20 protein-coding genes are annotated in these 20352 nt (G+C 74.3%); 13 read left to right on the top strand and 7 right to left on the bottom strand.

Annotation, left to right across the window (positions count from 1 at the left end; translation table 11 throughout):
• The first annotated feature begins 37 nt into the window (after positions 1-37).
• Complete coding sequence (locus tag LWC35_RS27065) at positions 38-997, top strand: EamA family transporter (RefSeq protein WP_232873086.1); 960 nt, start codon at positions 38-40, stop codon at positions 995-997.
• A gap of 32 nt (positions 998-1029) precedes the next feature.
• Positions 1030-2262 (top strand): winged helix-turn-helix domain-containing protein, encoded by a 1233-nt coding sequence (locus LWC35_RS27060; protein WP_269804864.1) that lies wholly within the window; start codon positions 1030-1032, stop codon positions 2260-2262.
• 136 nt (positions 2263-2398) lie between these two features.
• On the opposite strand, the gene LWC35_RS27055 is transcribed toward LWC35_RS27060, so the two are convergent.
• A complete protein-coding gene (locus LWC35_RS27055; RefSeq protein ID WP_232873084.1) occupies positions 2399-3304 on the bottom strand; it encodes a DUF4097 family beta strand repeat-containing protein in 906 nt (301 codons plus the stop codon).
• A gap of 5 nt (positions 3305-3309) precedes the next feature.
• The gene (locus tag LWC35_RS27050; RefSeq protein WP_232873083.1) at positions 3310-3867 is read right to left on the bottom strand and encodes a toxin-antitoxin system HicB family antitoxin; all 558 of its coding nucleotides are present in this window, start codon (positions 3865-3867) and stop codon (positions 3310-3312) included.
• A 101-nt stretch (positions 3868-3968) separates the two neighbouring features.
• Here LWC35_RS27050 and thyX point away from each other — a divergent pair, with 101 nt between their 5' ends.
• The 6 genes from thyX (at position 3969) to LWC35_RS27020 (ending at position 12354) form a co-directional block, all read left to right on the top strand.
• Positions 3969-4721 carry an FAD-dependent thymidylate synthase gene (gene thyX, locus LWC35_RS27045; RefSeq protein ID WP_232873082.1) on the top strand — a complete coding sequence of 251 codons (753 nt, stop codon included), beginning with the start codon at positions 3969-3971 and terminating at the stop codon, positions 4719-4721.
• A gap of 119 nt (positions 4722-4840) precedes the next feature.
• Positions 4841-5467 carry a TIGR03085 family metal-binding protein gene (locus LWC35_RS27040; protein WP_232873081.1) on the top strand — a complete coding sequence of 209 codons (627 nt, stop codon included), beginning with the start codon at positions 4841-4843 and terminating at the stop codon, positions 5465-5467.
• 18 nt (positions 5468-5485) lie between these two features.
• Positions 5486-6496 (top strand): 4-hydroxy-tetrahydrodipicolinate synthase, encoded by a 1011-nt coding sequence (gene dapA / locus LWC35_RS27035; RefSeq protein WP_232873080.1) that lies wholly within the window; start codon positions 5486-5488, stop codon positions 6494-6496.
• A gap of 229 nt (positions 6497-6725) precedes the next feature.
• Positions 6726-8375 (top strand): ribonuclease J, encoded by a 1650-nt coding sequence (locus LWC35_RS27030; RefSeq protein ID WP_232873099.1) that lies wholly within the window; start codon positions 6726-6728, stop codon positions 8373-8375.
• 358 nt (positions 8376-8733) lie between these two features.
• A complete protein-coding gene (locus LWC35_RS27025; RefSeq protein WP_232873079.1) occupies positions 8734-11301 on the top strand; it encodes an FtsK/SpoIIIE family DNA translocase in 2568 nt (855 codons plus the stop codon).
• Positions 11302-11481: 180 nt separating this feature from the next.
• Positions 11482-12354: a YceI family protein gene (locus LWC35_RS27020; protein WP_232873078.1), complete on the top strand. Its 873-nt coding sequence runs from the start codon at positions 11482-11484 to the stop codon at positions 12352-12354.
• On the opposite strand, the gene LWC35_RS27015 is transcribed toward LWC35_RS27020, so the two are convergent.
• From LWC35_RS27015 to LWC35_RS27000, 4 genes are all read right to left on the bottom strand, one after another.
• Positions 12320-12841 (bottom strand): tRNA (cytidine(34)-2'-O)-methyltransferase, encoded by a 522-nt coding sequence (locus tag LWC35_RS27015; RefSeq protein ID WP_232873077.1) that lies wholly within the window; start codon positions 12839-12841, stop codon positions 12320-12322. The two genes, LWC35_RS27020 and LWC35_RS27015, sit on opposite strands and share 35 nt — an antisense overlap.
• A 129-nt stretch (positions 12842-12970) precedes the next feature.
• Positions 12971-13801 carry a helix-turn-helix transcriptional regulator gene (locus LWC35_RS27010; RefSeq protein ID WP_232873076.1) on the bottom strand — a complete coding sequence of 277 codons (831 nt, stop codon included), beginning with the start codon at positions 13799-13801 and terminating at the stop codon, positions 12971-12973.
• Positions 13802-13885: 84 nt separating this feature from the next.
• Positions 13886-14584: an ankyrin repeat domain-containing protein gene (locus LWC35_RS27005; RefSeq protein ID WP_232873075.1), complete on the bottom strand. Its 699-nt coding sequence runs from the start codon at positions 14582-14584 to the stop codon at positions 13886-13888.
• Between the two features lie 157 nt (positions 14585-14741).
• Positions 14742-15239, bottom strand: a complete 498-nt coding sequence (locus tag LWC35_RS27000; RefSeq protein ID WP_232873074.1) for an amino-acid N-acetyltransferase — start codon at positions 15237-15239, stop codon at positions 14742-14744.
• 46 nt (positions 15240-15285) lie between these two features.
• Between LWC35_RS27000 and rimO the strand changes: the two genes are divergently transcribed.
• From rimO to LWC35_RS26980, 4 genes are all read left to right on the top strand, one after another.
• A complete protein-coding gene (rimO, locus tag LWC35_RS26995; protein ID WP_232873073.1) occupies positions 15286-16764 on the top strand; it encodes a 30S ribosomal protein S12 methylthiotransferase RimO in 1479 nt (492 codons plus the stop codon).
• Between the two features lie 16 nt (positions 16765-16780).
• The gene (gene pgsA, locus LWC35_RS26990) at positions 16781-17416 is read left to right on the top strand and encodes a CDP-diacylglycerol--glycerol-3-phosphate 3-phosphatidyltransferase (protein ID WP_232873072.1); all 636 of its coding nucleotides are present in this window, start codon (positions 16781-16783) and stop codon (positions 17414-17416) included.
• A gap of 142 nt (positions 17417-17558) precedes the next feature.
• Positions 17559-17930, top strand: a complete 372-nt coding sequence (locus LWC35_RS26985; RefSeq protein ID WP_232873071.1) for a helix-turn-helix domain-containing protein — start codon at positions 17559-17561, stop codon at positions 17928-17930.
• Between the two features lie 290 nt (positions 17931-18220).
• Entirely contained in the window at positions 18221-19036 is an 816-nt protein-coding gene (locus tag LWC35_RS26980; protein WP_232873070.1) for a PspA/IM30 family protein, read from the top strand.
• A 79-nt stretch (positions 19037-19115) separates the two neighbouring features.
• On the opposite strand, the gene LWC35_RS26975 is transcribed toward LWC35_RS26980, so the two are convergent.
• A complete protein-coding gene (locus LWC35_RS26975) occupies positions 19116-19949 on the bottom strand; it encodes a DNA-formamidopyrimidine glycosylase family protein (protein WP_232873069.1) in 834 nt (277 codons plus the stop codon).
• 65 nt (positions 19950-20014) lie between these two features.
• On the opposite strand from LWC35_RS26975, the gene LWC35_RS40505 reads away from it, so the two are divergent.
• Positions 20015-20317: a DUF6412 domain-containing protein gene (locus LWC35_RS40505; protein WP_232873068.1), complete on the top strand. Its 303-nt coding sequence runs from the start codon at positions 20015-20017 to the stop codon at positions 20315-20317.
• Positions 20318-20352 lie beyond the last annotated feature (35 nt).

The following is a 20352-nucleotide window of genomic DNA, read 5'->3' as shown; positions in this document are numbered from 1 at the left end:
TTGGCCCGCCGCTGTCCGCATGGCAGCGTGCAACGATGTGAACGATCGTCCGTCCGGCGCCCGGACGGCCTGGGTGGCGCTCTCGCTGGTCTACCTGCTCTGGGGCTCGATCTACCTGCTCAACCGGCTGCTGATCACGCACGTGCCGCCGCTGCTGGCCGGGGGCTTCCGGTTCCTGTCGGCCGGGGTCGCGCTCGGGCTGCTGGTCCTGCTCGTCTCCGGGCCGCGCGGGCTGCGGATGAGCCGGCCGCAGCTGCTCACGACGATGCTCTCCGGGCTCCTGCTGCCCGCGTGGGGCAACGGCCTGGTCGCCGTGGCGCAGACGCAGATCCCGTCGGGCCTCGCGGCGCTGTTGCTGGCCGTCGTGCCGCTCTACATCGCGGTCCTGCGCACGCTCTTCGGCGACCGGCCGAGCCCGGCGACGCTGGTCGGGGTGCTGGTCGGGCTCGTCGGGCTCGGAGTGCTGGTGCTCGCCGGACCGGGATCCGGCGGCACGGCCGGGAGCGCGTGGTGGGGGCCGTGGCTGGTCGTCCTGGCCGGGCTGGGCTGGGCCTCGGGCACCTACGCGACCACGAGGCTGCCGGTTCCGCCGAGTCCGTTCGCGCTGGCCACGGTGCAGATGGTGACCGGCGGCCTGATCATGATCGGGGTCGGGACGGCGGCGGGCGGGCGGGTCGACCTCGCCGCACTCCCCGCGGCGACCTGGTGGATCTGGGTGGCCGCCGCGCTGGCCACCCTCGGTGGGTTCAGCGCGTACGCGATCGCGCTGCGCGGCCTCCCCGTGTCCACCGTCGCGACCTACGCCTACGTGAACCCGGTGATCGCGGTCCTGCTGGGCGTCCTGCTGGTCGACGAGCGGTTCACCCTGCTGCAGGGCCTGGGCGGGCTGATCGTGCTGGTCGCGGTCGTGCTGGTGGTGCGGGCGGAGCGCCGGCCGGCCGGCGCGGCGCACGAGTTCGCCGCCGAACCCGTCCCGGATCCGCCACCCGCGCGCTGACCGTCCGGAAACTGTCGGGGCGGCCTGGCAGCATGCGTCCCGTGAGGACGATCTCGGCCGATGTCGCGCGCCGGACCGCGCTCGCGGCGCAGGGCTTCGCCGACCCCCGCCCGTCGGGCCCGGTGACCCGGCGGCACCTGCAGCGTGTCCTCGGCCGGGTCCAGCTGCTGCAGCTCGACTCGGTCAACGTCGCCGTGCGGGCGCACTACATGCCCGTCTTCAGCCGGCTCGGCGCCTACCCCCGCGACCTGCTCGACGCGGCGGCCTGGCACCACACCGCAGGTCGCCCGCGGCTGATGGTCGAGTACTGGGCGCACGAGGCGAGCCTGCTGCCCGTCGAGGACTGGCCGCTGCTGCTGTCCGGGGCGAAGCGGCCGGGGTGGTGGCGGCACTACGCGCAGCTCGCCGACCGCGAACCCGCCCTGGTCGACGACGTGCTGGCCGCGGTCAAGGAACTCGGCCCGGTCGGCGCCGGGGCGCTGGAGACGGCCCTGGGCGGGGCGGCGGGGAAGCCGCGCCCGCCAGGGGTGTCGTGGTGGGAGCGGTCGGACGTGAAGCGGATCTGTGAGTACCTCTTCGGCCTCGGCGCGCTCACCACCGGCACCCGGGTCAACTTCCGGCGGCTCTACGACCTGCCGGAGCGGGTGCTGCCGCCCGCGGTGCTCGCCGCCCACCCGATGGACCACGGCGAGGCGGCGCGAGGGCTCGTGCGGCGGGCGGCCCGGGCGCTGGGGATCGCCACCGAGCCGGACCTGCGGGACTACTACCGCCTCGGACCCGCGGAGAGCAGACGGGCCGTCGCGGAGCTGGTCGAGGCGGGGGAGCTGGAGCCGGTCGCGGTGCGCGGCTGGCGGTCCCCGGCGTACCGGGCGCCCGGCGCGGGCGTGCCGCGGCGGATCGAGGGGCGGGCGCTGCTGTGCCCCTTCGACCCGCTGATCTGGGAGCGCGAGCGCACCGAGCGGATCTTCGGCTTCCGGTACCGCATCGAGATCTACGTGCCCGAGCCGAAGCGCGAGTTCGGCTACTACGTCTTCCCGTTCCTGCTCGACGGCGAGCTGGTCGCCCGGGTGGACCTCAAGGCCGACCGGTCGGCCGGGTTGCTGCGGGTGCAGGGGGCGTTCGCGGAGGCGGGCGCCGAGGTGCCGCGGGTGGCGGCGGAGCTGGCCGCCGAGCTGCGGCACATGGCGGACTGGCTCGGGCTCGAGGGCGTGGCCGTGGGGGAGCGGGGCGATCTCGCGGGAGCGCTGGCGGGTGTGGCGGGGTGAGGGCGGCGGGGTGAGAGCCGGGGACAGCGGCGGGGGGAGAGCCGGGTCGGCAACGCCGGCGGCGCGCCCGGACCTGCCGGACGCGCCGTCGTCGTCCCTGTCCCGTCGCTCCCGCCCGCTCGTCGTTGTGGACCCCTCAGACCGCAGCGGCGGCAGCGCGGGTGATGCGGATGTTCCCGCTGCCGGTGCGGCCGGTCACCCGCAGCGGCGGCGCGTCGGCCGGGGCGACCCGGCCGACCTCGAGGTCACTGCGCGCGTGGCCCGAGCCCGAGGTGAGATCGAGCTCGGCGGCGACCCCGGAGTGCACCCCGACGCGGATCGAGCCGGAGCCGGTCGTGAGGTCGAAGCGGCCGGCGAAGGCGTCGGCCACCTCGACGTCGCCGGAGCCGGTCTTCAGCGTGAGGTCGGCGTGGACCTCGCCGAGGGAGACGTCGCCGGAGCCCGCCTTCACCGTCGTCGGGCCGGAGAGGGCGGCGGCCGCGATCCCGCCGGAGCCGGTGCGCAGCTTGGCCTCCGCGCCCACGATCCCGAGCTCGACCCGGCCGGACCCGGTGGTGACCTCGAGGGCGCCGGTGACCTCGTCGAGCCGGGCGTCGCCGGAGCCGGTCCGCACGGCGGCCCAGCCGGAGCGCCCGGTGACCGTGACGTCGCCGGCCCCGGTGCGCACGGCGAGCCGCGAGCCCGCCGGTGCCCACACCGTCACCGCCAGCGGCACCACCCGCAGCGGCAGGTCCTGGGTGGAGCGCACCACGAGCCGCCGTGCGCCCTCGGACCAGGTGATCTCGGCGGCGCGGACCGCGGCGGCGCCGGGGTCACGGGCGACGTCGCCGGTCGCGGAGCCCAGCCAGTTGAGCAGCCCGGTGATGCCCTGCTCCCACGGGCTGTCGGCGTCGGGCTCGTGGCGCACCTCGACCCGGACCTCGGTGGCGGCGTCGTTCAGCTCGACCCGCACCCGCCCGACGTCGATCGCGACCTCGAGCTCGGCGGGCTCGTCGCAGGTCCAGGCCTGCTGGCGGACCAGGTCCTCGTTCGGTTCGGTCATCGCGCTCACCCCTGTACCCATCCGCGGAGGCGGCCGTCGCCGCCGTCGTCGTCCCGGTCGCCCCGGCCGCCCGGGCCCTCGGGGCGCGGCCAGCCCCGGCCCCGCTGCTCCCACCGCCGCTGCCTGCCGGCGAGGGCGCCCTGCACGGCCTGGGAGACCCAGGAGTTGAGCGAGACGCCCTGCTGGGCCGCGGCCTGCTCGGCCTGCGCCTTGATCTGCTCGACGAGCCGGAGCGTGATCCGGCTGATGTCCCCGGCATCGCCCGGGCCGGGCGGGGTGAAGCGCGGCGGCTCCTGCTCGTGCTCGTGCTCGTGCTCGTGCTCGGCACCGGAGACGGCGACGCGGACGTCGCGCCCGTCGAGGCGCACCTCGACGGTGCGGTCGCCGAGCGCCTCGGTCACCTCGGCGGCCAGGTCGGAGAGCGCGTTCATGACGGCCAGCCGGGCCGCGGGTTCGATCGCCGCGCCGAGGAGCGCGGCCGTGCGCTGGGTCTGCTCGTCGCCCGCGGCGGCGGCGGACAGGAGGTCCTCCCGCAGCTGTGCGACGTACTGGCCGATGTCCATGACGCCACTATGGCGTCACTCATGACATCATGCAACCGCCGTCGCGGCGTCACGCTGACGCCGAGCCGGTTCTGTCGGCCCCTCCGGTTACGCTGCCGACCATGCCGCAGACGGTCCCGCCGAAGGTTCAGCTCGTCGCCAAGACCGAGTTCCTCCCGCCGGCCGACGTGCCGTGGGAGACGGATGCGGACGGCGGGCAGGCCCTCGCCGAGTTCGCGGGCCGGGCCTGTTACCAGTCCTGGAACAAGCCCAACCCGCGCACGGCCACCAACGCGGGCTACCTGCGGCACATCCTCGAGGTCGGGCACCTGTCCGTGCTCGAGCACGGCACGGTCAGCTTCTACCTGACCGGCATCTCGCGCAGCCTCACCCACGAGCTGATCCGGCACCGGCACTTCTCGTACTCGCAGCTGTCGCAGCGCTACGTCCCGGAGCGCGACGCGGCGATGGTCGAACCGGACGTGATCGCCGACGACCCCGAGCTCCACCAGATGTTCCTCGACGCCGCCGAGGCGTCGGTGAAGGCCTACGAGCAGCTGCTGGAGGGTCTGGAGAAGCGGTTCGCCGACGTCCCGAACGCCACGCTGCGCCGCAAGCAGGCCCGGCAGGCGGCGCGGGCGATCCTGCCCAACGCCACCGAGACCCGGATCGTCGTCACCGGCAACTACCGCGCCTGGCGGCACTTCATCGGCATGCGCGCCACCGAGCACGCGGACGTGGAGATCCGGGCGCTCGCGATCGAGTGCCTGCGGCAGCTGCAGGCCGAGGTGCCCAACGTCTTCAACGACTTCGAGGTCCAGAAGCTCGAGGACGGCACGGAGATCGCCAGCAGCCCGTTCGTCACGGAGGGCTGATCGTCACGGAGGGCCGCCGGAGCGCCGCCCGGCCCTCGTCGTCGCGGCGCTGTCCCGAAGTGCACCGACATCGGCCCGACGCCGGGCGCGACCGGTTTCCCGGCGATAGCGTGGCGCCCGTGAGCCTTGCGACCGACGAGCGTGCCGCCCTGTCCGACACCCTGGAGAAGCTGGGGCCCGACCGCCCGACGCTCTGCGAGGGCTGGACCACCCGGGACCTGCTCGCGCACCTGCTCGTCCGGGAGCGGCAGCCGTGGGCGGCACCCGGGATCCTGGTTCCCGCGCTGCACCCGCTCACGCAGAAGGGCATGGCGGGGTACGCCGACAGCCCGTGGGAGTCGATGATCGGCGAGCTCCGCGAGGGCGCGCCGCCGTGGTCGCCGTACCGGATCGGCAAGGTCGACGAGATGGCCAACGGCGCCGAGTTCTTCGTGCACCACGAGGACGCCCGCCGTGGCGAGCCCGGCTGGGAGCCTCGCGCGTCGGACCCCGCGCGCGACGAGCAGCTGTGGATGCTCGCCACGCGGATGGGCCGACTCCTGCTGCGCCGCGTCCCGGTCGGCGTCGTGTTCCGCCGGCCGGAGGGCGCCGCGTACGTCGTCAAGACCGGCCCTGGCCTGGTCACCCTGGTCGGCGACCCCGGCGAGATCGTCCTGCACCTCTTCGGCCGCGACGCCTCCCGGGTCGAGGTGGAGGGGACCGTCACCGACGTCGAGGCGTACGAGGGCGTGGGCCGCGGGCTGTAGGACGGTACCGTCACCCTCATGAGCCCCTCCTCCGCGCAGGCCCTGCCCCCGGGTCGCCCGTTCGGCCAGGTGCTGACGGCGATGGTCACACCCTTCGACGCGGAGGGGGAGCTGGACCTGGCGAAGGCGGAGGAACTGGCCACCCACCTCGTCGACCTGGGCAACGACGGGCTGGTCGTCAACGGCACCACCGGCGAGGGGCCCACGACGTCGGACAAGGAGAAGTCCGAGCTGGTCCGGGCCGTGGTGAGCGCGGTGGGCGAGCGGGCGACGGTCATCGCCGGCGCCGGCACCTACGACACCGCGCACAGCATCCGCCTGGCCCGTGAGGCGGAGAAGGCGGGCGCGCACGGCCTGCTCGTCGTCACCCCGTACTACTCGAGGCCCCCGCAGAACGGCCTGGTCCTGCACTTCACCGCGGTGGCCGACGCCACCGACCTGCCGGTGATGCTCTACGACATCCCGCCGCGCTCCGTCGTCCCGATCGAGCTGGAGACGCTGCAGCGGCTCGCCCAGCACCCGCGGATCCTCGGGGTCAAGGATGCGCGCAACGACCTGCGCGTCGGCACCGAGGTGCTCGCCACCACGACGCTCGCCTACTACTCCGGCGACGACCCGGTCAACCTGCCCTGGCTGTCGGTCGGGGCCGTCGGGTTCGTCTCGGTGATCGGGCACGTCGTGGCGGACCGGCTGCGCGTCATGCTGGAGGCCTTCGAGGCCGGCGAGCACGACCGCGCCCGCAACCTGCACTACGCCATGATCCCGCTGCTGCGCGGCATGGGCCGGGTCGGCGGCGCGGTCTTCTCCAAGGTCGCGCTGCGCCTGCGGGGGATCGACGTCGGCGAGCCGCGGCTGCCCCTGCCGCCCGCGACCGACGAGCAGGTCGCGCTGATCGCGGCGGACCTGATGGCCGGCGGCGTCGCGCTCGACCCCGACCGCGTGCCGCACGGCCGCCCCGCCCACCCCGGACACGGAGCGTTGGGCACCCGAACGGACACCGACCTGGGGGCCGAGGTCGCCTACCGCTGACCCGGCCCCTCCGACCAGCGCCGATGTTCGCTCCGCAAGCTCCGCTCAGCGCCGGAGTCCGTCGCGCGGGCTCCGCTCAGCAAGAAGAGGCACATACCACGTGAGTCGTCCCTCCTCCCGCAACGACCGCCGCCGCCGATCGGGACGCCGGGAGCGCGGTCCCGAGCGTCCGCCGCGTCCGGCGGAGACCACCAACCCGACCGAGCTCCCCGCGGGACCGCCGCCCCCCCTGCCCGAGGGCGGCCTGCGCGTCTACGCCCTCGGCGGCATCGGCGAGATCGGCCGGAACATGACGGTCTTCGAGTACGGGGACCGGCTGATGGTCGTCGACTGCGGAGTGCTGTTCCCGTCCGAGGACTCGCCCGGCGTCGACCTGATCCTCCCGGACTTCCGGGCGATCGAGCACCGGCTCGACGACATCGACGTCCTCGTGCTCACCCACGGCCACGAGGACCACATCGGCGCCGTGCCGTTCCTGCTGCGGCAGAAGCCGGACCTGCTGGTCGTCGGATCGCGGTTCACGCTCGCCCTGGTCGCGGCCAAGTGCAAGGAGCACCACCTCACCCCGCACCTGCTTGAGGTGAAGGAGGGCGACCGGGTCCACCACGGGCCGTGGGACTGCGAGTACTTCGCGGTCAACCACTCGATCCCCGACGCGCTGGCCGTCGCCATCCGCACGCCCGCGGGCCTGGTCCTGCACACCGGCGACATCAAGCTCGACCAGCTCCCGCTCGACGACCGGCTCACCGACCTCGCCGGCTTCTCGCGGCTGGGCGACGAGGGCGTCGACCTGTTCGTGGTCGACTCGACCAACGCCGACGTCCCGGGCTTCGTCACGCCCGAGCGCGAGATCGGCCCGGTGATCTCCGACGTCTTCGCCAAGGCCCCGTCGCGGATCATCGTCGCCTGCTTCGCCAGCCACGTGCACCGCGTCCAGCAGGTGCTCGACGCCGCCGTCGAGCACGGCCGCAAGGTCTGCTTCGCCGGCCGCTCCATGGTCCGCAACATGGGCCTGGCGGGCGAGCTGGAGCTGCTCAACGTGCCGGAGGGGCTGCTCGTCGACCTCGACGAGGCCATGCGGCTGCCCGACGAACAGCTGGTCCTGATCTCCACCGGGTCGCAGGGCGAGCCGCTCTCGGCCCTGTCCCGGATGGCCCGCGGCGACCACCGCAGCGTCGTGATCCGCCCGGACGACACCGTGATCCTGGCCAGCTCGCTGATCCCGGGCAACGAGACCGCCGTCTTCGCGGTGATCAACGGGCTGACCCGGCTCGGCGCCAAGGTCGTGCACCAGGGCAACGCGAAGGTGCACGTGTCCGGGCACTCGCCGGCCGGTGAGCTGCTGTTCCTCTACAACGCGGTGCGCCCGTCGAACGTCCTGCCGGCGCACGGGGAGTGGCGGCACCTGCGGGCGAACAAGGCGCTCGCGGTGGCGACCGGCGTGCCCGAGGACAACGTGGTCATCGCCGAGGACGGTGTCGTGGTCGACCTCGTCGACGGCAAGGCCGCGATCACCGGGCGGGTCGAGGTCGGCCGGGTCTACGTCGACGGGAACCTCGTCGGCGACGTCGGCGAGGGCGTCCTCTCCGACCGGCTGGTGCTCGGCGAGGGCGGCTTCATCTCGATCACCGTCGCGATCGACGCGAACACCGGCCGGGCCGTCTCGCGCCCGACGCTCTCGGGCCGCGGGTTCTCCGACGACCCGAAGGCGCTCGACGCCGTGCTCCCGATGGTGGAGGACGAGCTGTCCCGCACCGAGAACGAGGGGATCACCGACACGCACCGGGTCGCCCAGGCCGTCCGCCGCGTGGTCGGGAAGTGGGTGGGGGAGACCTACCGCCGCCGCCCGATGATCGTGCCGACGGTCATCGCGGTCTAGCCGTCCGGGGTCGGGGACGCGACGCGTCCACCGCCCCCCGACCTCTGCCGCGGACGGCGAGCGGGGGCCGGCCCGCGGTCCGCGGTACCCCTTTCCGGAAACGCCCGGTGGTGGCGTCCGCAGGGGACGGACGCGCGGGTCGCCACCCGCGGCGCGGAGCGGTTCGTCGCCCGGGACGGCCAGATCTCCGAGATCCGGTCGTCCTACCGGCGGCGTCCGGAGACCGCCGAGCTGGACGGCTTCCCGTACGAGGACCGCGGCTGCTCGATCGCAGGCGTGGAGCGGAGCACATCCCACGGGCGTGATCGGGGTGCGTCGGTCACCGGTTTCGCCCGTCTCCGCGGTTACCGTGGGCGACATGGCAGGACGAGGGACGGCCGGGCGGGCCGCGGAGGGGGGCGGCCTGCGGGCCGCGGCCGGATCGGGTCGGAGCTCGCGGTCGTCCTCGTCGTCGCGCTCGCGGTCGTCCACGTCCCGGTCGCGGGGCTCGTCCTCGCGGTCGCGCACGCCCGCGAAGCGGCCGCCCGCGCGCCGTCAACCGGACCTGATCGACAAGGGGATCGACGCCGTCGGCCGCGGCGTCGTCCGGATGACGAAGTCGGCCGGGCGCGCCGCCGGCCGCACCCGCGAGATCGACCCCGCGCACCGCCGGGACGGGCTCGGCGTGCTGTTCATCGTGCTCGCGGTGATCTCCGCCGCGGGCATCTGGTGGGAGGCCGGCGGCCCGGTCGGCCGCGGGTTCTCGGCGGGCGTCGGGGCCGTGTTCGGCATCGCCGGCGCGCTGCTGCCGGTGATCCTGCTGGCCGTCGGCGTCGTGCTGATGACCACGCCCGCGCACCCCGAGGCCCGGCCCCGGATCGCGGTCGGGACGCTGTTGCTCGCGCTCGGCGTGCTCGGCCTGGTGCACCTGTTCTCCGGCTCGCCCGACGAGCCGGCGCGGTGGGCCTCCGGCGGCGGCGCGATCGGCTACGTCGCGGCGACGCCCCTGGCCAGCGGGCTCACCGCCTGGGTCGCGGTGCCGATCCTGCTGCTCGTCAGCTTCTACGCGTTCCTCGTGCTCACGGCCACGCCGGTGCGCGAGGTGCCCAACCGCGTGCGCCGGCTGCTCGGCCAGCCCGAGGTCCACCCCGAGGGGGAGGAGGGCGAGGAGGTCCTCGCCGAGGAGGAGCCCGCCGCGGAGGCCCCGCCGGCACGCCGCCGCCCGGCCCGGCGCCGGCAGGCGTCGAGCGCCGAGGCCTTCAAGGACGAGGCTGCGGCCGACACCCCTGCGGAGCCCCCCGCGGAACCGGAGGAGGAGTACGTCCCGGTCCCGCCGAAGGCGCGCCCGAAGCGGCCGGACCCCGCGTCGGTCAAGGCCACCCCGCCCGCGGAGCCCGCGCCCGCCGAGGGCGAGCAGATGTCCATGGCCATCCGCGAGCCGGTCGGCGAGGGCGACTACCAGCTGCCGCCCGTGGACGTGCTGGAGACCGGCCCGGCGCCGAAGATGCGCTCCGCGGCCAACGACGCGATGATCGAGTCGATCAGCGGCGTGCTCGACCAGTTCAACGTGGACGCGCAGGTCACCGGCTTCACCCGCGGCCCGACGGTCACCCGCTACGAGATCGAGCTGGGCCAGGCCGTGAAGGTCGAGAAGATCACCCAGCTGTCGAAGAACATCGCCTACGCGGTGGCCACCGACAACGTCCGCATCCTCGCCCCGATCCCGGGCAAGTCCGCCGTGGGCATCGAGGTGCCCAACTCCGACCGCGAGATGGTCCGGCTGGGCGACGTGCTGCGCTCGGGCACGGCCCGCAACGAGCAGCACCCCATGGTCATCGGCCTGGGCAAGGACATCGAGGGCCACTTCCTCTGCGCGAACCTGGCGAAGATGCCGCACCTGCTGGTCGCGGGCTCCACCGGTTCCGGCAAGTCCAGCTTCGTCAACTCGATGCTGGTCTCCCTGCTCTCCCGGGCCACGCCCGAGGAGGTCCGGATGATCCTCGTCGACCCGAAGATGGTCGAGCTCACGCCGTACGAGGGCATCCCGCACCTGATCACGCCCATCATCACCCAGCCGAAGAAGGCCGCCTCGGCGTTGGCCTGGCTGGTGGAGGAGATGGAGCAGCGCTACCAGGACATGCAGGTCAACCGGGTCCGGCACATCGACGACTTCAACCGCAAGGTGCGCTCCGGGGAGATCACCGCGCCGCCGGGCAGCGAGCGGGAGTACCGGCCGTACCCGTACATCCTGTGCATCGTCGACGAGCTCGCCGACCTGATGATGACGGCCCCGCGGGACGTCGAGGACGCGATCGTCCGCATCACGCAGAAGGCCCGCGCGGCCGGTATCCACCTGGTCCTGGCCACACAGCGGCCCTCGGTCGACGTCGTCACGGGCCTGATCAAGACGAACGTGCCCTCGCGGCTGGCGTTCGCCACGTCGTCGCTCACCGACTCCCGGGTCATCCTCGACCAGCCGGGCGCCGAGAAGCTGATCGGCATGGGCGACGGGCTCTACCTGCCCATGGGCGCGAGCAAGCCGATCCGCATGCAGGGCGCGTACATCTCGGACGAGGAGATCGCCGAGGTCGTCGGGTTCACCAAGGAGCAGGCCGAGCCGACCTACACCGAGGGTGTCACCGCGGCCAAGCAGGGCGAGGCCAAGGAGATCGACCCCGACATCGGCGACGACCTCGAGGTGCTCATCCAGGCCGCCGAGCTGATCGTGACCTCGCAGTTCGGCTCGACGTCGATGCTGCAGCGGAAGCTGCGCGTCGGCTTCGCCAAGGCGGGCCGGCTGATGGACCTGCTCGAGACCCGCGGGATCGTGGGGCCGTCCGAGGGCTCGAAGGCGCGCGACGTCCTCATCAAGCCCGAGGAGCTCGAGAACGTGATCTGGCTGCTGCGCGGCGGGGGCGGCGAGGCCCCTTCCGAAGACGCTGATTGAACGCTCTACCAGCGACGACGCACCCAGCAGGGGTCGTTCGGCTCGGCTGAGCTGCCGTTCGGCGTGCAGTCGTGTGGGGGCGTTCACAAGACGTCCGTCGGCGTCACCGGTTCGTGACCTTTTCTGCCAGAGTGTTCGACGGCCCGTGCCCGGGCCGCTCACTCGTCGGAAGGTCATGGAGTGTTCTGGAGCAAGCGAGGAAAGGGCGCGCGGCGGTCGGACACCGGTCGCAACGCGCTCGTGCCGATCCCGCTCACGGGCGGCCTGCTGAGCGGGCAGGTCCAGGACGGTGAGGGGCGCCCCCTGGCCGGGGCGCAGGTCTCGGTCCTCGACCGCGCCAGCACCCGGATCGTCAACGCCGACACCGACCCCTTCGGCTACTTCACCGCCGCGCTCGTCCCGGGGGAGTACCGGGTGCGCGCCGAGGCCGGCGGCTACCGGGGCAACGGCACCACGGTCGAGGTCGAGTGGGGCAAGCACGCCGAGGTCGGCGCGCTGACGCTCGCGCCGGACCAGTCGCTCACCCCGCCGCCGCCCGGTGTCTACGACATCGACGCGGACCACTCCTCCATCCGGTTCATCGCCCGGCACATCGGGATGTCGCGGGTCTACGGCCGGTTCAACCGTTTCCGCGGGCAGATCCGCATCGCCGAGCCCTTCGAGGACTCCGCGGTCGACATCGTGATCGACGCCGTCAGCGTCGACACCAACGTCGAGGCCCGGGACACGCACCTGCGCTCGCCGGACTTCCTCGACGTCGAGCGCTTCCCGCAGCTGCGCTTCTCCAGCACCCGCTTCCGCCGCGGCCCCGGCAACCGCTGGTTCGTCGACGGGGACCTCACGCTGCACGGCCTGACCAGCGACGTGCAGCTCGACGTCACCTTCCTCGGGATGGAGGAGTGGAACGGCCGGCGCGCCGGCGCCGTCGCCAGCGCGGAGCTCCACCGCGAGCACTTCACGCTGAACTGGCAGCAGATGGTCAACCGGGGCGTGCCGGTCGTCGGCTCGACGATCGAGATCAACCTCGACGTGCAGGCGGTGCTGCAGGGGTAGCGGCGCCGACCGGGCCGGTCGGGCCGACGGCGCCGCGGAAGGCGTGCTGGCGCCAGGCCTCGTACACCGCGACGGCCGCGGCGTTGGCGAGGTTCAGGGACCGCGAGCCGGGGACCATCGGCAGCCGGACCCGGGCGCTCACCTGCGGCGCGTGGGCGACGGCCGCGGGCAGCCCGGTCGACTCCGAGCCGAACAGCAGGACGTCGCCCGGCTCGTAGGCGACGTCGGTGTAGTCGCGGTCCGCGCCCGTCGTGAACGCGTACACGCGGGCGGGCGCCACCGCGGCCCACAGTTCGTCGATCGTGCGGTGCACCCGCAGCTCGGCGAGCTCGTGGTAGTCGAGGCCGGCCCGCCGGACGTTGCGCTCGTCGAGCGCGAAGCCCAGCGGCTCCACCAGGTGCAGCTCGGCGCCGGTGTTGGCCGCGAGCCGGATCGCGCTCCCGGTGTTGGGCGGGATCTCGGGGGTGTGGAAGGCGATCCGGAACACGCGCCCTTCGTAGCAGGCGGCCGGGAGGACCGGGGCCCCAGGATCCACGGGTTCCCGGGCGCGGAACGCGGTGCGCCGGTTCGCAGCGCCGTGCGGTGCGCCAGGTCGGTGGGTCGCGCAGGAGACGGTTCAGCCGTCGGGGCGCTCGGCCAGCCACTCGGTCGCGGTGAGCCCGGCGAGCTCGCGGAAGTCCCGCGCCAGATGCGCCTGGTCGGCGTAGCCGCAGACGGCGGCGGTGTGGGCGAGCGCCGGGCGCGTGGGGCCGCGGAGCAGGTCGCACGCCCGCTCGAAGCGGATCACGCGGGCCGCGGACTTGGGGGAGAGGCCGACCTCGTCCCGGAACCGCAGGGCGAGGTGGCGGCGGCTCCACCCGACCTCCCGGGCGAGCTGCTCGATCCGCAGCGTGCCGCCGGTCGCCGCCAGCCGGTGCCACGCCCGGGCCACCTCCGGGCGTGGGTCCGGGCGACGGGCGTCGGCGGCGAGCCGGGCGAGGGCGGCGTCGAGCAGGGCGAACCGGCCGGGCCAGGTCGGGACCTCGGCGAGGCGCTCGACGAGGACCTCGCCGCGCCGGCCGAGGAGGTCGCCGAGCCCGACGACGTCGCCGGTCAGCGCGCTCGCCGGGGTGCCGAGCAGGGTGCGCGCACCGAGCCAGGTCAGCCGCAGCTGCAGGCCCGTCTGCGCCGGGCCGGTGCCGATCACGGCGGGGCGATCGTGCAGCCCGCCGACCATCACCCGGTAGGAGCCCGGCGACCGGTCGGGATCGGGCGTGCGCAGGACGTCGACCTCGCCGTCGAGACACAGCAACAAGGTCAGGTGCCCGCCGGGCACGCCCATGTGCGTGCCGGGCGCGGTCGCGGGCGTGCGGTAACCGCTGTAGAGGTCGACCAACGGGCGCAGCGCCGGAGCCGGCCGCGCCCACACCAGCTCCGAGCCGCTCTCGGGGCGGGTCGGGTCGGTCATCGTCCGAGGGTATCGCCGCAGCTCAGGGACCCGCATCTCCGCGAGTCGCGCGGTGGGCTCCGGCGAGTCGGAGCTGCCGGCGGCTCAGCCCAGCTCGGCGGCGCGGTGGGCACCGTGCTGTCGCAGCCAGACGACGACCTCGCGGGCCCCGGCGCGCTCGGCCGCGTCGAGCGGGGTGAGCCCTTCCCACAGCGGGAGGACGTCCACGTCGGCGCCCCGGGCCAGCAGGTACTCCGCCGCGTCGAGGCTCCCGCCGTGGCAGGCGTACCAGAACGCGACGTCGACGTCGTCCGGCCGGGGCGGGTGCTCTTCGTACTCGGCGACGAGCAGGTCGACCATGCCGAGCGCGGCGGCCTCGGCGGGGCGCGGTGTCGCACCGCGTTCGACCAGCCGGCGCGCGGCGGCGTGCTGACCGAACGCGACGGCGTCGGAGAGGGGTGTGCCGTCGGCGATCACCGCGCCGTCGGCGTCGATCGCGGCGCCGGCGTCGAGGAGGGCGTCGACGAGCGGGACGCCGTCGTTGCTCGCGGCCCAGTGCAGGGCGGTCTCGCGGTGCGCGCCGACGAACCGGGCGTCGACGTCCGCGCCCGCGGCCACGAGCATCCGCGCCATCTCGGGGCCCGCCGGCCGGTTGCCCGGCCGGTCGGCGACGACGTGGAGCAGCGTCCGCGCGCCGTCCGGCCGGGCGGTGGCCAGGGCGGGCTCCGCGGCGAGCAGTCTGGACAACCCGGCGACGTCGCCGGCCCGGATCGCTGCCACCGCCTGCTCCTCGGCCTCGGTCATACCGCCGATCCTGCCTCGGCGACGTCCGCGGAGGTGGCTCTCGGACGCCCGGAACTGCCGACTCGCGCGACCGGAACTCGCGACTCGCGCTACCGGAACTCGCGACTCGCGGAAGCCCACAGCGCGACGCGCGGGAGCCCGGGGCGCGGCGCGGGGGTCACAGGGTCAGCAGCATGCGGACGTTGCCGAGGGTGTTGGGCTTGACGTGGGCGAGGTCGAGGAACTCCGCGACCCCGGCGTCGTAGGAGCGCAGCATCGCGTTGAAGACCTCCTGCGACACCGGCGTCCCGTCGATCTCGGCGAAGCCGTGGCGACCGAAGAAGTGTCGCTCGAAGGTGAGCACGAACAGCCGCTTGAGCCCCAGCTCACGAGCCCCGTCGATCAGCGCGGAGACGAGCGCGTGGCCGGCCCCGCGGCCGAGCACCTTGGGGTGCACCGCGACCGTGCGGATCTCGCCGAGGTCCTCCCACAGCACGTGCAGCGCCCCGCACCCGACGACCTCGCCGTCGATCTCCGCGACCAGGAACTCCTGCACCGCCTCGTAGAGCGTGACGATCTCCTTGGCGAGCAGCACCTTGCCCGCGTAGTTGTCCACGAGGGACTTGATCGTCGTCACGTCGGCGGTGCGCGCCCGCCGGACGGCCACCGCTGCCATGGCGGTGGAGCGTAGATCATGCGAGCTGCCGTCTACCCTGTGACTCGTGAGTTCCCGTGACGCCGCGCCCCGCCGGGCCGCCCTGCTGACCCTGGGCTGCGCCCGCAACGAGGTCGACTCCGAGGAGCTCGCCGGCCGGCTGGCCGGCAGCGGCTGGGAGCTGGCCGAGGCCGACGAGGCGGACGTGATCGTCGTGAACACGTGCGGCTTCGTCGAGCAGGCCAAGAAGGACTCGATCGACACGTTGCTCTCGGCGTCGGACGTGGCGAAGGGCCGTGGCGCCAAGGTGGTCGCGGTCGGCTGCATGGCCGAGCGGTACGGCAAGGAGCTGGCCGACAGCCTCCCCGAGGCCGACGCGGTGCTCGGCTTCGACGCCTACCCGGACCTCGCCGAGCGCCTCGGCGACGTGGTCGCCGGGCACGCCCCGGCGCCGCACGTCCCGGTCGACCGCCGCACCCTGCTCCCGATCTCGCCGGTGCAGCGGCCGGAGGCGAGCACCGACGTGGCGATCCCGGGCCACGCCTGGGTCCCGGACATCGCGCGGCGCCGGCTCACCACCGGCCCGGTCGCGAACCTCAAGCTGGCGTCGGGCTGCGACCGGCGGTGCGCGTTCTGCGCGATCCCTTCCTTCCGTGGCTCGTTCGTCTCGCGCCACCCGGACGAGGTGCTGGCGGAGGCCGCATGGCTGGCCCGGGACGGGGTACGGGAGCTCGTGCTGGTCAGCGAGAACTCGACGTCGTACGGGAAGGACCTGCCGGGCGGCACCCGGGCTCTCGTGGACCTGCTGCCCCGGCTCGCGGCGATCCCCGGGATCGAGCGGGTGCGCGTCAGCTACCTGCAGCCCGCCGAGACCCGCCCCGACCTGCTGCAGGTCGTCGCGACCACCGCCGGCGTGGCGCCCTACTTCGACCTGTCCTTCCAGCACGCGTCGAACCCCGTCCTGCGCCGGATGCGCCGGTTCGGCTCCCGGACGGACTTCCTCGACCTCTGCGCGCGCATCCGGGCCCTCGCGCCCGAGGCGGGCATCCGCAGCAACGTGATCGTCGGGTTCCCCGGCGAGACCGAGGAGGACCTCGCCGAGCTGGAGGCCTTCCTGACGGGCGCCCGGCTCGACGCGGTGGGCGTGTTCGGCTACTCGGACGAGGAGGGCACCGAGGCCGCCGGCTACGAGGGCAAGCTCGACCCGGCGGAGGTCGCCGCGCGCGTCGAGCGGATCTCCGCGCTGGTCGACGAGCTGATGACCCAGCGGGCCGAGGAGCGGATCGGCACCGAGGTCGTCGTGCTGGTGGAGACGGCCGAGTCGGAGACCGAGGACGCCACGGGGCGCGCCGCGCACCAGGCCCCCGAGGTCGACGGCGAGTGCGTGTTCGTCTCCGGCGAGCTCGACGGCGAGCCCCTCGAGGTCGGCGCGTTCGTGCGGGCCGAGGTGGTCGACTCCGAGGGCGCGGACCTGGTCGTCGAGGCCCGCGAGGTCGTGGTCCCCGCCGCCGCCGGCCGCCTCGTGGCCGTGGGAACGGCGGGATGAGCGGCGGGGGAGCGCGATGAGCGCGGTCCCGGCCGAGGAACCGGTCGCCTCGCCGGAGAACGCGGTCCCGCTGCTCAACATCGCCAACGTCCTGACCGGCGTCCGGCTCCTGCTCGTCCCCTTCTTCCTGCTCGCCCTGCTGCACCTCGACGGCACGGACCTGGGCTGGCGGCTGGTCGCGGCCCTGGTGTTCGCCGTCGCCGCGATCACCGACCGGTTCGACGGCGAGATCGCACGCAAGCGGGGGCTGGTCACGTCGTTCGGCAAGATCGCCGACCCGATCGCCGACAAGGCGCTGATGGGCGCGGCCCTGATCGGGCTCTCGGTGCTGGGGCTGCTGCCCTGGTGGGTCACCGTGGTGATCATGGGCCGGGAGATCGGCGTGACGCTGCTGCGCTTCTGGGTGATCCGGCACGGGGTGATCCCGGCGAGCAAGGGCGGGAAGCTGAAGACGCTGGTCCAGACGTTCGCGATCGGGCTCTACGTGCTGCCCCTGACGCTCCTGCTGCCCGCGGCGGAGGGGGCGGTCGAGGTCGTGCGCTGGACGCTCATGGCGGTGGCGATCGTGCTCACCGTGGTCACGGGCCTGGACTACGTGGTGCGCGCGGTCCGGCTGCGCGCCGCGGCCCGGGCCGCGCTGCGCCGCGCCTGAGCTCGGCCGAGCGCGGCTGTTCGCCCACGGCGGACGTGTCGGGCGCCGCGCTGCGGCGACGCGGGCGGCCCCGACTCGGTACGGTGGGGGCACCCCGTCCCCCGGACGGGGTGGCTCGGGGTCCGACGAGGAGGGTGGGCGCATGGCTCTGCTGCTGCGTGAGGCGATCGGTGGCAGCCTTCGGCGTGCCCGCACCCTGCGGAAGCGCACCCTGCGTGACGTCTCCCGCGCCGCCCGGGTCAGCCTCGGCTACCTCTCGGAGGTCGAGCGCGGCCGCAAGGAGCCCTCGAGCGAGCTGCTCGCCGCGATCTGCGAGGCGCTCGACGTCGCCCTGCCGGACCTGCTCGCCGAGGTCATCAGCGAGATGACGCGGGACGAGCAGCTGGAGTTCGTCGGGCGCAGCGAGACCCTGGTCCCCATCGGGCAGCGGCACACCGACCTGCGCCTCGCCCCGGTGCGCACCGGTGCCCCGCTCGGCGGGCGTCCGGGCACCCCCGTCGCGTCCGCGGCCTGAGCCCGCCGGGTTCCCGGCTCACTGAGATCCCGCTGTGGGCGGTCGCGCCCACGTCCGTCCGGTTGGTCCGTTCTCCCCGCACCCGTGCCCCGGCGCCCGGTAGCCTGGTCCCCGGGTCGCCCCGAGGGCGGCCTCCGGACGATCCCCGATATCGTCCGCACGCGGTGGCACCCGAGGCCGTGGCGATGCCACGATGGGCGCAAGAGCACCGCTCGGCGGTCGCGGGGGGACACACGCGGGCCGCTCGGTGAAGGCGGTACCCGGTTCGCACTCGGAGGTAGGCGGAGCAGATGGCCAACGGTTTCACGAAGGCCTGGAAGTACCTGATGGCCCTGTTCTCGTCGAAGGTCGACGAGTACGCGGACCCGAAGGTGCAGATCCAGCAGGCCATCGAGGACGCACAGCGCCAGCACCAGGCGCTCTCGCAGCAGGCGGCGGCCGTCATCGGCAACCAGCGCCAGCTGGAGATGAAGCTCAACCGGCAGCTGGGGGAGATCGAGAAGCTGCAGGCGTCGGCGCGTCAGGCGCTGGTCCTCGCCGACCAGGCACGGGCCCAGGGCGACGAGCAGAAGGCGCAGCAGTACGAGCAGGCCGCGCAGGCCACGGCCACCCAGCTGGTCACCGCCGAGCAGTCGGTCGAGGACCTCAAGACGCTGCACGACCAGTCGATCGGCGCCGCCGCGCAGGCCAAGCAGGCCGTCGAGCGCAACTCGATGATGCTGCAGCAGAAGATCGCCGAGCGCACGAAGCTGCTCAGCCAGCTCGAGCAGGCGAAGATGCAGGAGCAGGCCGCGGCCTCGCTGCGGCAGATGACCGAGCTCTCGGCGCCGGGCAACACGCCGTCGCTCGAGGAGGTCCGGGACAAGATCGAGCGCCGCTACGCCAACGCGATCGGCTCGGCCGAGCTGGCGCAGAACTCGGTCCAGGGCCGGATGCTCGAGGTCCAGCAGGCGACCGTCGACATGGCGGGGGCCAACCGGCTCGAGCAGATCCGCGCCTCGATGCACGGCACCCCGATCTCCGGGTCGGAGGAGAAGCCGACCCAGCAGATCCCGGCCGCGCCGCAGAGCACCCCGCAGGGGCAGCAGCAGCCCGGCACCGCCTGAGACCGGTCTCCGGACGCCGCCCACCTCGCGGAGGTGGGCGGCGTCCGCCGTTCTCGGCGGCGCCTTCTCGGCGCGCGGTTCAGCGGCGTGGCGGGCGACGGGTGCGGGCCGGGCGCGGGGCGGGGCCGGGCTGGCAGCGCGGGCACCAGTAGGCGACCCGGGCGTACACGCCGTCGCCCTGCTCCGCGACCCGGATCCGGGTGCCGCAACGGCGGCAGGGCCGGCCGCCCCGTTCGAAGACCCAGTGCGCCTCCGCGGGCAGCAGCGAGCCCGTGGTGGTCTGCTCGGGCCGGTCGGCGTTGGCCAGCAGGAGCTTGCGGGCGAGCGCGACGACGGCGGGCAGGTCGGGGGTGTCGCGCACGACCGTCCACGGCGAGAGGCCGAGCAGGAAGCAGATCTCGGTCTTGTAGAGGTTGCCGACCCCGGCCATGACCCGCTGCTCCAGCAGGGCCGGGCCCAGCTCGTGGTCGGCGCGCGCGGTGAGCCGGCGCAGCGCCTCGGCCTCGTGCTCCGGGCCCCAGGCCGGGTCGAGCAGGTCGGGCCCGAGGTGCCCGACGAGCCGTGACTCCTCGGCGGTCGGCAGCAGCTCGAGGTCGTGCAGGGCGAACCCGACGGCCACCCGTTCGGGCACCTCCAGCACCGCGCGGGCCTCGTACCCGGGCCGCCGCCAGCGCATCCCGGGCCGGTAGAGGTGCCACGCGCCGTCCATGCGGAAGTGGCTGTGCAGGCTCCGCCCGTCGTCGAACCGGGTGAAGAGGTGCTTGCCCACGGAGGCGACGCCGACGACCCCGACCCCCGCCAGGTCGACGCCCGCCAGCCGGGGGTGCCGGAGCTCCCCGCGCAGCAGCCTCTGCCCGGTGAGCGCCGCGTTCAGGCGTTTCCCGGCCAGGTGGACGGTGTCGCCCTCGGGCACCCCCCGACGCTACCGCCGCGCCCGGCCCGCGGCGCGGGGAACGTCTCCTGTGCCACGATGGGGTCGTGGCCGGGACAGCGGGGGAGCGCAGCGGCGTCCTGCTGCTCGGGCTGCTCCTCACCGGCTGGGCCCTCGTGGCGGCCGAGCCGAGCGTGCTGCTCGGCGTCGTCGGCGCCGCGCTGTGGGCCGTCGGGCTGGCGCGGCACGCGTCGGCCGTCCTGCGGGCGAGGTCGGCCCGGGGCCCCGCGGCGGTACGCCGGCACCGGCACCGCCGGGCCTCCCGCGCGCGGGTCCTCCGCCAGCTCGACCCGGACGCCCCGGGCCGCACGCGCGCACGCGCACCGTCGGGTCTCCTCCCGGCGGTGTAGTCCCCACTCCGCCGCCGGGCTCTCACGCGTCCCGA

Source organism: Pseudonocardia kujensis (genome assembly GCF_021283305.1).
GTDB classification, from domain to species: Bacteria; Actinomycetota; Actinomycetes; order Mycobacteriales; family Pseudonocardiaceae; genus Pseudonocardia; species Pseudonocardia kujensis.
This window is presented reverse-complemented; position numbering and strand designations above follow the sequence as displayed.

What these genes read in the sequence shown, in the direction of transcription:
- LWC35_RS27005 (WP_232873075.1), bottom strand. Translation starts at nt 14,584, where the DNA reads ATGACCGAGGCCGAGGAGCAGGCGGTGGCAGCGATCCGGGCCGGCGAC.
- LWC35_RS26985 (WP_232873071.1), top strand. Translation starts at nt 17,559, where the DNA reads ATGGCTCTGCTGCTGCGTGAGGCGATCGGTGGCAGCCTTCGGCGTGCC.
- LWC35_RS27050 (WP_232873083.1), bottom strand. Translation starts at nt 3,867, where the DNA reads ATGGACATCGGCCAGTACGTCGCACAGCTGCGGGAGGACCTCCTGTCC.
- LWC35_RS27055 (WP_232873084.1), bottom strand. Translation starts at nt 3,304, where the DNA reads ATGACCGAACCGAACGAGGACCTGGTCCGCCAGCAGGCCTGGACCTGC.
- LWC35_RS27000 (WP_232873074.1), bottom strand. Translation starts at nt 15,239, where the DNA reads ATGGCAGCGGTGGCCGTCCGGCGGGCGCGCACCGCCGACGTGACGACG.
- LWC35_RS27060 (WP_269804864.1), top strand. Translation starts at nt 1,030, where the DNA reads ATGCGTCCCGTGAGGACGATCTCGGCCGATGTCGCGCGCCGGACCGCG.
- dapA (WP_232873080.1), top strand. Translation starts at nt 5,486, where the DNA reads ATGAGCCCCTCCTCCGCGCAGGCCCTGCCCCCGGGTCGCCCGTTCGGC.
- LWC35_RS26980 (WP_232873070.1), top strand. Translation starts at nt 18,221, where the DNA reads ATGGCCAACGGTTTCACGAAGGCCTGGAAGTACCTGATGGCCCTGTTC.
- LWC35_RS27025 (WP_232873079.1), top strand. Translation starts at nt 8,734, where the DNA reads ATGGCAGGACGAGGGACGGCCGGGCGGGCCGCGGAGGGGGGCGGCCTG.
- LWC35_RS27010 (WP_232873076.1), bottom strand. Translation starts at nt 13,801, where the DNA reads ATGACCGACCCGACCCGCCCCGAGAGCGGCTCGGAGCTGGTGTGGGCG.
- thyX (WP_232873082.1), top strand. Translation starts at nt 3,969, where the DNA reads ATGCCGCAGACGGTCCCGCCGAAGGTTCAGCTCGTCGCCAAGACCGAG.
- pgsA (WP_232873072.1), top strand. Translation starts at nt 16,781, where the DNA reads ATGAGCGCGGTCCCGGCCGAGGAACCGGTCGCCTCGCCGGAGAACGCG.